The 11952-nt window shown below is 37.3% G+C and carries 8 protein-coding genes and 2 pseudogenes; 4 read left to right on the top strand and 6 right to left on the bottom strand.

Going from position 1 to position 11952, the window contains the following annotated elements; all coding sequences use genetic code 11:
- Window positions 1-70: 70 nt before the first annotated feature.
- Window positions 71-1942 (top strand): phage capsid protein, encoded by a 1872-nt coding sequence (locus KIP84_RS08710; RefSeq protein ID WP_213689755.1) that lies wholly within the window; start codon window positions 71-73, stop codon window positions 1940-1942.
- Window positions 1943-2170: 228 nt separating this feature from the next.
- Window positions 2171-3280, top strand: a complete 1110-nt coding sequence (locus tag KIP84_RS08705) for an S-(hydroxymethyl)glutathione dehydrogenase/class III alcohol dehydrogenase (RefSeq protein WP_125507624.1) — start codon at window positions 2171-2173, stop codon at window positions 3278-3280.
- Window positions 3281-3336: 56 nt separating this feature from the next.
- Here the strand turns inward: KIP84_RS08705 and KIP84_RS08700 are convergent, their stop codons facing one another.
- From KIP84_RS08700 to KIP84_RS08680, 5 genes are all read right to left on the bottom strand, one after another.
- Complete coding sequence (locus tag KIP84_RS08700) at window positions 3337-4290, bottom strand: DUF4882 family protein (protein WP_213689754.1); 954 nt, start codon at window positions 4288-4290, stop codon at window positions 3337-3339.
- A 113-nt stretch (window positions 4291-4403) separates the two neighbouring features.
- A complete protein-coding gene (locus tag KIP84_RS08695) occupies window positions 4404-5414 on the bottom strand; it encodes a fimbrial protein (protein ID WP_213689753.1) in 1011 nt (336 codons plus the stop codon).
- The gene (locus KIP84_RS08690; protein ID WP_213689752.1) at window positions 5411-7969 is read right to left on the bottom strand and encodes a fimbria/pilus outer membrane usher protein; all 2559 of its coding nucleotides are present in this window, start codon (window positions 7967-7969) and stop codon (window positions 5411-5413) included. The genes KIP84_RS08695 and KIP84_RS08690 overlap by 4 nt, the downstream gene beginning before the upstream one ends.
- A 58-nt stretch (window positions 7970-8027) precedes the next feature.
- Entirely contained in the window at window positions 8028-8762 is a 735-nt protein-coding gene (locus KIP84_RS08685) for a fimbria/pilus periplasmic chaperone (RefSeq protein ID WP_000774083.1), read from the bottom strand.
- 86 nt (window positions 8763-8848) lie between these two features.
- A complete protein-coding gene (locus KIP84_RS08680) occupies window positions 8849-9364 on the bottom strand; it encodes a fimbrial protein (RefSeq protein ID WP_213689832.1) in 516 nt (171 codons plus the stop codon).
- Between the two features lie 735 nt (window positions 9365-10099).
- On the opposite strand from KIP84_RS08680, the pseudogene adeT1 reads away from it, so the two are divergent.
- Window positions 10100-10975 (top strand): annotated as a pseudogene (gene adeT1 / locus KIP84_RS08675) (putative multidrug efflux protein AdeT1); the annotation flags it as partial.
- A 43-nt stretch (window positions 10976-11018) separates the two neighbouring features.
- On the opposite strand, the pseudogene KIP84_RS18800 reads toward adeT1, so the two are convergent.
- Window positions 11019-11114: pseudogene (locus tag KIP84_RS18800) on the bottom strand (hypothetical protein); the annotation flags it as partial.
- A 130-nt stretch (window positions 11115-11244) separates the two neighbouring features.
- Between KIP84_RS18800 and KIP84_RS08670 the strand changes: the two are divergent.
- Window positions 11245-11880, top strand: a complete 636-nt coding sequence (locus tag KIP84_RS08670; protein ID WP_213689751.1) for a 3'-5' exonuclease — start codon at window positions 11245-11247, stop codon at window positions 11878-11880.
- Window positions 11881-11952 lie beyond the last annotated feature (72 nt).

Here is an 11952-nt window from a genome sequence, read left to right as displayed (position 1 = left end):
CTTATCTGAACAATAAAATAGGAATTATTATTTAATATAAAACTTCTTAATACATTAAGAGAATGTAGACATGATAACTAACTCACAAAATGTACAAAATAATACTAATACATCACCTCGCCCAATCACTCAGAATACACTTATTGATCGGTTTAACCCTATTTATTGGAGAATAGACGGCCCGCAAACGATGTCTTTCGCCATTACGAACTATGGAAATGGTTTTGAAGCATCTTTTAGATCACGTATGACAAATGATTTGGTAGGAATTACTTGGGATTCTTATGACACTAAAGATCATAAATTTTTAGCGTATCAAACCAAATATAGCTATGCAGGGGTGGTTTGGGACTTCGATATTGAGCTATCTGCCACGATGCCAGTGCTTAACAATCCAAGTTTAACGCCCACTTTAACGGTGTACTACAATGAAAATGGCGTAAATAAAATTGCATATATTGTTCTATTTAATTACGCAAATAATCCTTCCTCGCGAACGGCGCATATTCGTATTAATTGGGATACAGTAAAATCAGGCTTCTCTGCTACAGATAGCTTTCCGGTAACCAATATTCAGCGAATCTCATTTTCTGGCTTTACCAGTGACTATAATGGTCAAACCGCTATACCTTTAAGTCAACCAAAAGATGGCTACATTCGCCTCACTAACTCCGTTGTAACTGGAACAAATGCAAAGTTAAATTTGAGCCGTGTAGTTGTGCCACAGCACAATTATGGCATCTGCACCAGCTATGATGACCATTATGACTTAAACCCGCAGCGCCTAGTCAACAATATGGTCGCTTTGGGATACCAGGGTTTCGTTAACCACTATTGTGGAATGTCGCATTATCCGGAAATGACATGGAAAAGCGATATTAATAAATGGCAGATACCTGATACGTTGGTGACAGGCGAGGCGGTCGTAAATTCCTGTACCCGTAAATGGCATGAGAAATATGCCCAGGCTTTACATAACGCCAGTTTGCAACCCATCTTTGGGGTCAGCTTTGAAATGTATTCCTTGGGGGCCAATGAATATTGGGCACAGCGTGACTGGAACAGTAATTTAGGTAAAACAGGCTACCAACCACCGAGCTATTTTTTTAGTTTAAGTCATCAGAATGCTTTGGCATATCTACATAAAGTCTTTATTGAGTTTGCAGATACAATGGTAGTGGGTGGATGCGATGTAAATATGCAGATTGGTGAACCTTGGTGGTGGTATAACACTGACACCAATCTACCTTGTGTGTATGACTACCCAACAAAATTGGCTTTTAATGCAGATACAGGATTATATGCACCAGATTTAGGTACTATTTATGAGGCAATGAATAAAACAGGAACGCCATATGATGAGTTTAAAACATGGCTTAGAAATAAATTAGGTCAAACCTGTCAAAATATTCGTACCGTGATCAAAGCAAAATATTCCAGTGCCAAAGTTAGCCCGCTCATTTTCTTTCCTTCCATTCAATCTCCAATTCAGACTTTAGCCACTTATATTAACTATCCAAGCCAACACTACTCATATCCTAATTTTGATTACATGATGACAGAAGCTTATGACTGGTTGCTAGAAGCTCGCTTAGACTTGGCACATCAGGCAGTTTCCCAAATACCTATACAAGGGTTAGGCTATCCTGCCAATAAAGTCATTTATTTATCTGGTTTTGTTCCCGATGCCTCTATTGCTTATATCTATGGTTTTGATAAAACCAAGCCATATCGAACACCCATTTGGCAACGAATTTTTGGTGACATGAAAAACAATGTTTCTTTAGGGTTAATGAAGCAATTTATCTGGGCATATCCACAAGTTATGTATGATTCAATTACGATCGATACTACTCAAGCCCCAAATGGCTTCTTTGTTGAAAATACGCTTTACTCACCAATTAGTGATAACACACCATATCCACCAGATATTTACCTCTAAGTAAAAACAAGCTGCTTATAAGCTAATGATTTGATAAGAAACCTCTTAAAGTAAGAGGTTTTCTTCTTTTTTAAATGTAGGCTTGCTTAGATGTATTTGACTGGCTATGCTGTGATGGATTGTCATGAAAGCCAATTTTAATTTAAGCAAAATTAAGCTCTTGTATTATCAATATATAATCTATTTTGCTCGACTATAAATACCGAATGATTTAAAGGAAACCCAAAGATGAAATCTCGTGCAGCTGTCGCCTTTGCCCCAGGAAAACCTTTAGAAATTGTTGAAGTTGATGTTGCACCACCTCAAGCAGGTGAGGTTTTAATAAAAATTACCCATACAGGGGTATGTCATACCGATGCTTTTACATTATCTGGAGATGACCCAGAAGGTGTTTTTCCTGCCATCTTAGGTCATGAAGGCGCAGGTGTTGTGGTTGAAGTGGGTGAGGGCGTAACAAGCGTTAAACCTGGTGACCATGTGATTCCACTTTATACGGCTGAATGTAAAGAGTGTTTATTCTGTAAATCTGGAAAAACCAACTTATGTGTTGCGGTACGTGCTACTCAAGGTAAAGGTGTAATGCCAGATGGAACCACACGTTTTTCATATAACGGCGAACCGATTTACCACTACATGGGTTGTTCAACCTTTAGTGAATATACGGTAGTTGCAGAAGTCTCTTTGGCTAAAATCAATCCTGAAGCGAATCACGAACAAGTTTGTTTACTTGGATGTGGGGTGACTACTGGTATTGGCGCCGTGCATAATACAGCCAAAGTACAAGAAGGCGATTCTGTTGCTGTATTTGGTCTGGGCGGTATTGGTTTGGCTGTTGTACAAGGTGCACGTCAAGCGAAAGCAGGGCGCATCATTGTTGTAGACACCAACCCTGATAAATTTGAACTCGCTAAGCAATTTGGTGCTACAGATTTTTTAAATCCAAAAGATTATGATCAACCTATTCAGCAAGTGATTGTAGAAATGACAGGCTGGGGCGTAGATCATTCATTTGAATGTATTGGTAACGTTAATGTTATGCGCTCGGCTCTAGAGTGTGCACATCGTGGTTGGGGACAATCCGTTATTATTGGTGTTGCTGGTGCAGGTCAAGAAATTTCAACACGCCCATTCCAGCTAGTGACGGGCCGTAAATGGTTAGGTACTGCGTTTGGTGGAGTAAAAGGTCGTACACAACTTCCTAAAATGGTCGAAGATGCTATGAAAGGTGAGATTCAACTTGAGCCTTTTGTAACACATACCATGCCTTTACAAGATATTAATACTGCTTTTGATTTAATGCATGAAGGTAAATCAATTCGTACTGTCATTCATTTCTAAATGAAATAAAGAAGGGCTGTGATTCAGCCCTTTTTTACCACTTATAGTTTTATATCTTAAATGGCATTACCACACATGTCAGTTGTACCCTGAGGGTAGTTGAACTGTAGCGCATTACGGTCAGTAATGAGTTCGTTCGATAACTCTTGTCCAAATAAATTGGTTGAAAGAATATTTATATTTCCATTCATTGAGAAAGCTATTTTCTGTAGTGCACCAGGTAATTTAAATTGATATCCCTCATCAACACCATTGGAAATAAACCCGACTTGGTTCGTATCCTGATTAATGTAAACACCTAAGCGTTGATATTCATTTGTATTATCTGTCATTTTTTTGTTTTTAAAGTAATGATCAATAAGTTTATAATCCCCTACTTCCGATGATAAACTATGATACAAACTAGGGGGATTTTCACCAAACTCAAAATCATGGACACCAATATCAAAATGATAAGATGATCTAATCGTATAGTTATTATCTGTAATACCATTAAAACTAATACCGGTTGAATAAGAGGAGCTACTTGAAGAAAGAGTAGGGACTTTAAGCTCCATCTCAAAAGCAATAACACCTTTATTGGGTAATAAAAAATCCCCCTCATAACTGGTTGAATTCATTTTTGCTTTACTTTTTGCATTATAATCAAGATAACCATAATTATCTTCTGTGACAGGCTCCACTTTAAAACCAAATTTCTGACCATTTATTAATGGAAATATTTTCATAGGTGGTCGATCTGGGTCCTGAGCATTCAATACATCAAAATCTTCTTGAGTCGCATCAAAATTATATTTACAGACTGGGGTAGAAGAATTAAGGGAGGTAGTTTGGGCCAAAAGCATTTGAGAAGCTAATTTTTCATTCTTTGTAGTTGATGAATTGTTTTGAGATGCTACTTTTGGACTAGTTTCTTTACCCAGTGCTGTATTGGTACTATCAGGGTATACCTCATACATAGCCCAACATAATGTAATTGCGCTAGCAGCAACTATGCCTATTTTCTTCATAAAATATTCCTATCGAGTTAAGTATTAAGTTTTTAGAAAGTAGTGATAAAGTAAAATTTATTATTAATATTTAAATATTTAAAATTATTAGGTTTAAAAACTATTGAATATGATTAATCATATTCAATAGTTACAGTAGCCATTGCACGCACTTTACCAGCTGTCACATTTGCTGCGGTTTGATAGTAGCGGGCAGTCATCGGTACGTTATATTGAAGTATCTGATTAGAAGACAACGAACCTAAAGCTAATTTATCGCCTTTTTTGATGACTTGATTTTTATTTTGATAATTCCAAAGTAACTGCACACCAACACCATTTGCTTTTTCAGAAGTGGCAGCCGTATTTGCCAATACCTGGCTATTTGTGCCATCTTGGGTAAAGTCATAACTTAAACTAATAGTGTTTTTCTGTTCATAACCTGCTGGACTTGTACCACCATTACATAAGAGGTTCATATCAAAGATTTGTTCACCTTGAGTTGAGCCAACACCTTTAAAGCCTGCTTTTGTTACTGTTGGAAGCTGTACAACTTTATTGATGTTACCTTGAATTTCACATGAAGAAGAAGCAATGGTAATTGCATTAGCATTGACAGTACTTGTTAAGAAAGGTTTATCTGGATAGCCACGGATATAATAACTACTATATCTGCCTGGCACCAAAGTTCCCGAACCTGTTTGTGGGGCAATTTTAATAATTTCTACAACAAAATAACCCGATGCTAAATAACGCCTACCGGATATTCCACCACGTACATAAGGATAATAACCAGAAAAATTGGAATTATTTTCGGCTTCACGATATAGGCGAATACCAATGCCAGGAATATTAGTGGTATAAATGCTATTTCCTAAAGAGCTTAAAGGATAAGCTTGAGTTAATTCAGCAATCGCCCTATCATAACTGTCACAATATTCCGCTAGAGTACCTTTATCACTAATAGGAAAAGTCGCTTTTCTTAATATTGTACCCACGGGATCAGTGGGTCTTACAACTACACGCCCCACACTCATAAGTACATCATTTGGTTCATATCTAGTTATAATACACGAAGCATTAGCCTCACCATATACACCAAGGCCAGCCGTAAATAGAGCACTCGTTAATAATATTCTTTTCATTTGCAGATAGCCTCAGTCATTACCATGCTTTGTTGCTTATTTTGCAACTGATTACTGATGTTGTACTCAACCGAGCAACGTTCATTGCTTTCATCACCCCATTTCACATAGAGACGATCTTGAGCAAGTGGGGTACGTAAGTAAATCATACTACCTTGAGCAACAATACCGACAGCTTCATCTTTCTGATTAAAGACTTGAGCAGCAAACGGTAAACTGTTGCCATCAGCAGTTTTACTATTAATGTAAACTGCATAACCTGTTTTGGTTGCAAAATCTACTTTAGCAATTGCACCAGCAAAAGGCGCAATACGTTGACTAGTTTCTTCAAGCTCTACTTGGCTCGACATTTCTTGTGGGTCAAGGGTAATGTCATTAAGACGGTACGGAGTAACATAAGGAACTACTGCATAACCCGCCTTATTTACGCTTAAACCAACAGCATTATTAACTTTTGCTCCAGCGGCTTCTGGTGCATGCACAAGTACCATCGTTTGGCCTTGTTCAGGTCCAAATAAAACACCTTCTGAATGTGCAACTACACTACCAGTTAAGCTAACCATCGCTTGTTGGTAAGAATCAGCCACACTATAAGATCCACCAACAGTTGTATAGTTGGTACGATAACGTCCATTTACGTTAAATGATGGATTTGAATAGTCCTGATGTGACATTGAAGCGCCGTAACTAAAGCGATCTCCAACCATACCACTTGCACCAACAGTACGACTGTCTTCAGAAGCAGTAACGTTAACGTTGACTGAATTCTTTTTGAAATCAATCGGGAACGATAATGTCATTAAATATTCAGTATCGTGTGTTTGATTGGTTGAGCCATATTCAACTTTACGGTTAATTGCAGATAAACCATAAGTTAAACCATGGAAGTTATTACTGTAACCAACCTGATATTGTTTAGTACTCTCACTACGGTTCCAATAATCAACCCATGAACCTACTATGTAGAAGTTACCCCAACCTTCAGGCAATCCTTGGTTTAAGGTAATTTGGAATTCACTACGTTGACGACCAGCAGAGTACGTATTAATACCTTTTTCTTCAAAATCACGAATCTGTAGAGCATCACGTAATTTATAGAAGTTTTCTGTTGAGTAACGATAAGCTGCTAGTGTTAAGTTTGTGTTGGTTGGAGTAATTAACTTGCTATAGCTTAAACGGAAACTTTGTCCTGACTGTGAAGACTGTTTTTCAAATTCAGCTTCAGAGTGGGTAATATCTAACGCCACGGCACCAATTGGTGTAGCAAAAGCGGCACCCAACAGTATAGCGGCATAATTTTCCGTTGCTTGTATGCCTGTATAGCCTGTTAGGTAGTTGTTAATACCTTGCTGATATTTACCTTGAACAACCCAAGGGTCAATATCAATATCTGAATCACGGAACTGACCTATAGTTAAAGCATAACGGTTCATACCAGGGCGCAGCATCTGCACAACAGATGCGTAAGGCACAGCAAACTTTTGTATTTCCCCATTCGCTTCGATAACAGAAACTTCAATTTCTCCACCAAAACCAGTAGGGTAAAGGTCATTAATTTCAAAGTTACCTGGTGCTACTGTTGTTTGATAGATAAGTTGGCCTTGTTGCCGAACTTCAACTTTTGCATTAGTTTTAGCATTACCACGAATACGTGGAGCATAACCCACCATACTATTTGGCAACATTCGATCATCACTTGAGAAATCAATACCGCGATAACCATATGAATCAAATATTTCGCCATTTGTAAAACTATCACCTAGTGTTAAGACACCGCGATATTTAGGGAAAGCTCTTTGTAAATATGTACTCGTTTCTTCATAACTTGATTTAGATTGGTTTTCAGCAGGGGTGTCTTGCCATTGCCACTGGCCATTATGACGTAATTGCCATCCAGCTAAATTTAGCCCAGCAGTCACTCCCATAAACGCATTTGAAGTTTCGCGTATATCGCCAGATTGATTAAAAGTCTTATATGCACTACCGTTATAAGATAAAAATCCAGCATTAATACCACGATCCCATACACTTGGATCGACATAGCCTTGCGCATTTTTTTGCAAAGCAACTTGCGGAATAGAAATATCTACACGTAAACGAGAGGTATCAAACTCATAAAATGCATTTTCAACCCATTCTTCAATTTTATAACAACTAGTATTTTCTTTTTGAAGGGTAGTGTGCTGCGATAGAACTTCTTGTTTTACACCATATTCAAGAAGATTATTTCCAGTAAAACACGTTACAGCATTTTTATTTGGATCTAATGCTTTAAAAAACATGCGACGTTTGCCAAACCATTGGCCATTTACATAAACGTCAACGTTATATTCGCCTGGTAAAACAGGATTACCATATTTAAACCGAGAAATATCAACTTTTTGTGCATCACCAATTAAAAAAGCAGAATCAAATTCAGCTTCCACTGGTGCACTCGCGGCTGTTTCTTCAGCATGCACGAATACAGGCATTGTCATTGTGACAACACCAGAAGCCAAGTAATAACAAATATGGCGTTTTAATAATTTATAAGATTCTTGCCTTTTTTTTGGCATAACTAAGTCCGCCTACTCACATAATAGGTGCTTAAATTTATTAAAAAGATAAATCTGATTACTGAAGTTTTATTTGGTGTTCGACTCGACCACCGTAGTCATTGACATTCATAAAACTCATATCTTGAAGATTGCCATTCTTAAGCTGAACAGACTCTTCAGAAAAAGGTTTAATCATTAAACCTTGAGGTAATAAATCAACTTTTTTATCACCAACCTTCTGATAAACAGAAGTCATTGTGATATGAAAAGGTGTTGGATTTTTTACCTTTAAATTTTGACCAGATTTAACCCATTGAAGCTTATCAGCCGCTAAATTCGCATCTTCTTTAATTGAAGCTGGGCGATAGAAGAATTTAATTCGTGAACGAATTGCTAATTGCAGAAAATTATCAGGAGTCGCATTTTCGCCTTTTGATGTTGGTCTTGGAGGAATATCCAAAACATTCAACCACAAAACTGTTTCTTGCTTTTGATTTAGCTGAGAAGCCGTTGGCAAAGCAGTAATACGAAGCGTCTGACTTTTTGTTGCTTCAACACGAGAAATAGGAGGAGCAATCATAAAAGGAACTTTTGATTGATCCGGTGTGCTTTTTGAGTCGCCTTCATCAAGCCATGCTTGGACAAGTGCTGGTTTTGAACCGTTATTACTAACTTGTAGTGTAACTTCGCGAGCATCCGAAGGATAAATCACACGAGTACCATGAATTACAATTTCTGCTTGAGTAGCAGGTGCAACAACTGCTGAAGCAAATGCCAGACCTAACAAAAAATTATAACTGTTCAATTTCATTTCAGAATTCACAACCAAGAAAGATTCGGGAAAGCGCCACAAAACAAGGGCTTCTATGCGAACACAGAAACCCCACCATCAATTAATTATTGATAGATAATTGTGTATTGAACAGAAGTATTTACTTTACCAGCAGTAGAAGCGCCAGTTGCATAGTATTCAGCATAGTAGTTAAGGTCTGCGCTACCAGCTGCAGCTACGTCAACCCATTGAGAGTTAGCTTGAGCACCGTTTGCACCAGCAGCAAGAACTGGGATGAAGTTGTTGTTGCTACCTAAAAGTTGAACATTAACGTTTTTAGCACCAGTAGCGTCTTTGTTAAGTAAACGACCAGTATTAAAGTCAACGTTAGCACCTGGTTCGAAGTAAGTAGCTACTTTACCTTCAGAACAGTTAGCTAATTTAATTTGGAAAGGAGTACGACCAGCAACATCACCAGCAACAGCTAAAGTTTGTTTAGAAACAGTTGGAAGAGTAACTGTGAAGTCTTTACCAGCAGGGGTAACGATGTCACAAGTTTTATCTGTAACTAAACCATTAATTGTAATTGTACCATCAGCAGCTTGAGCATTCGCAATCCCTACAACCGAAAGAGCAGCGATTTGCGTATGTTTAACTCAACTTGTTACTTTTAGTCTTATAAAATTCAATAGCTTAACTTTATGTGATAACAAGTACAGTTAAACATACGGCAACAGAATCAAGGACTTAATAATGAATTATATAACTGTTCGCATAATGTATATTATGTTAAATAGAAGATTTGGAAACCTACCATATATAAGGCTTCGCTTCTCTATGTTGTTGCTTCACTACTAATTCTTTACTGTGCTGTGATGAATACTTAGCTTGGTTAACTGTATGTGTTGTTCTAGCAAATTACTAAACGCCTAAGCTGGTTCTATTGGATGCTTATGTATTAAACCCTATTTCTAATTTTAGCCAGATTAATTCTCTAGGCAGCCTTCTACAAAGTGTAATTACATTTTTAATTTGCCCTAGCGAGCTGAGCGATTCACTATATTCTAAATTGACGATCTGTATTCTGGTTACTAGCTACCGTAAAAATTTCTTTTGCTAGATCGCCTTTTGGTTCCTAAAGTTGTTAATTTGCTTAGGCTAAATTTCAATACATAGAATATTTTGTATCATATTGAAATTTATATAAATATTTTTAAAACCTTCTTTACATGCTTTAAAAAACTGATATAGTACGTGTATGTAGCTGTTCTTTAAATTTAGCTCACTGGTAGATCTCAAATTATCTAAACAATAGCTAAATCACAAAAAAATAAAATCCAACTCAAAGCTATCTTTTGACTTTTTCTCTTTAAATTTTAGCCAAAGACTATGCACTTGAAGCCAAAAATTGGGGAGCTGATCTATCTTTAAAAGCCTATGTTGATGAACGCGTTGCGGCTGAAGATTTAAAAGTTGGAAAATGTGATGGCGCTATTATTAGCGGTTTACGTGGCCGTCAGTTTAATAAATACACAGGATCTTTAGATGCGGTTGGCGCATTAACAAATATGAAAACGGCAATTAATGCCTATAAGCTGTTGTCCTCACCAATAGCCGCAAAAAATATGGTTGTAGGTCCTTACGAAATTGCAGGTTTAGGCACAATAGGTCCTGCCTATTTATTTGTAAATGATAGAAGTATAAATACACTCGCCAAAGCTGCCGGTAAAAAAATTGGGGTATTTAAATATGACGAAGCCCAACCAAAGCTTGTGCAACATGTTGGTGGTCAGGCTGTATCTGTAGATGTTACCAATGCCGGTGCGAAGTTTAATAACCATGAAATTGATATTGTGCCCACTCCTATTGTGGCATTTAAACCTTTTGAACTACACAAAGGTTTAGGTGAGAAAGGAGCAATTGTTCGTTTTCCTTTAACTCAAATTTCAGCAAACTTCATTATTCGTAAAGACCAGTTCCCAGCAGGTTTTGGGCAAAAGTCTCGAACTTGGGTAGCCAGCCAACTCAATAGAACCTTTGGCATTATTGCCAAATATGAAAGTGATATTCCTTCAAAATATTGGATGGATATTCCTAAAAATGAACAAGTAAATTATATGAAAATGATGCGCGAGGCACGTATACAGCTAACTAAGGCAGGCATTTACGACCCTAAAATGATGAATTTTTTGAAAAAAGTAAGATGTAAAGAAAACCCAAGTAATTTTGAATGTGCGTTAAATGATGAATAAACACTCAAAACATACGCACATCTCATTTTAAGAGGTTCTACCCTCAGTTATTCATTTCCTCGCGGGCTTGTTGTGGCGTTTTACCCGACCACTCTTTATAAGCCCGTGTAAATGGACTGTGCTCGGCATAACCTAACAACTAAACATATCACTTACTAATATAGTTTCAATATTTAGATAAGTTAACTTAGTGCTATCTTTGACTTAAAGCTATTATGATGAAAAGTGTTGTGCTCTTAATACCTAATTTCTAATAGAGAAAGCGTTTTATGAATGTTTCGCCAATCATTGTACTTGATTTCGAGACTACAGGAGTCAGCCCTGAGGCTGGTGATCGTATTACAGAAGTCGCGGCGTTACGTATTGTAGAAGGTGAAATCACAGAACGTTTTGTTTCATTAATAAAGTGTGGTGTAAAGGTTCCATACTACATCACACAGTTGACTGGTATTACTCAAGATATGGTTAATCATGCTCCTTTAGTGGAAGAAGTCATTCCTTCTCTATTGGACTTTATTGGAACAGATCCTTTACTTGCTCACAATGCAGGATTTGATGAGAAATTCCTAAAAGCAGAAAGTATTCGACAGGAGTTAAGTCCATCACACAATGGACTCATTTGTTCTTTGAAACTTGCTCGCCGTATTTTGCCTCATCAACCCAGTTATCGACTTGGGGCAATGGCAGACTTATTCAATATTAAGTTTAATGGCACAGCTCATCGTGCAGAAGCAGATGCTGAAGTTACGGCTCAATTATTCAACTATCTTTGTACGAATATTTGTCACACATATGGCTTCAATAGCATTGATCAAGATTTATTGTTAGCCATTAATAAACTTACTATATCTAGAGTACCGAAATACCTAAAAAATATAGCTGCCCAATCCTTACTTCTTAAATAGCAATCCATAGGCGACATTCCCTGTTAATTTACAGGTGTCCTCATGACAAATTTAAGATCTTATTTTCGACGT

The organism is Acinetobacter sp. BHS4, from assembly GCF_018454425.1.
Classification (GTDB): domain Bacteria; phylum Pseudomonadota; class Gammaproteobacteria; order Pseudomonadales; family Moraxellaceae; genus Acinetobacter; species Acinetobacter pittii.
Note: the sequence above shows the minus strand (reverse complement) of the source record. Positions and strands in the feature narration are given on the sequence as shown.

Excerpts from the sequence above, each read along its gene's own strand:
- KIP84_RS08710 (WP_213689755.1), top strand. The coding sequence starts at position 71 with ATGATAACTAACTCACAAAATGTACAAAATAATACTAATACATCACCT.
- KIP84_RS08685 (WP_000774083.1), bottom strand. The coding sequence starts at position 8,762 with ATGAAATTGAACAGTTATAATTTTTTGTTAGGTCTGGCATTTGCTTCA.
- KIP84_RS08700 (WP_213689754.1), bottom strand. The coding sequence starts at position 4,290 with ATGAAGAAAATAGGCATAGTTGCTGCTAGCGCAATTACATTATGTTGG.
- KIP84_RS08695 (WP_213689753.1), bottom strand. The coding sequence starts at position 5,414 with ATGAAAAGAATATTATTAACGAGTGCTCTATTTACGGCTGGCCTTGGT.
- KIP84_RS08670 (WP_213689751.1), top strand. The coding sequence starts at position 11,245 with ATGAATGTTTCGCCAATCATTGTACTTGATTTCGAGACTACAGGAGTC.
- KIP84_RS08705 (WP_125507624.1), top strand. The coding sequence starts at position 2,171 with ATGAAATCTCGTGCAGCTGTCGCCTTTGCCCCAGGAAAACCTTTAGAA.
- KIP84_RS08690 (WP_213689752.1), bottom strand. The coding sequence starts at position 7,969 with ATGCCAAAAAAAAGGCAAGAATCTTATAAATTATTAAAACGCCATATT.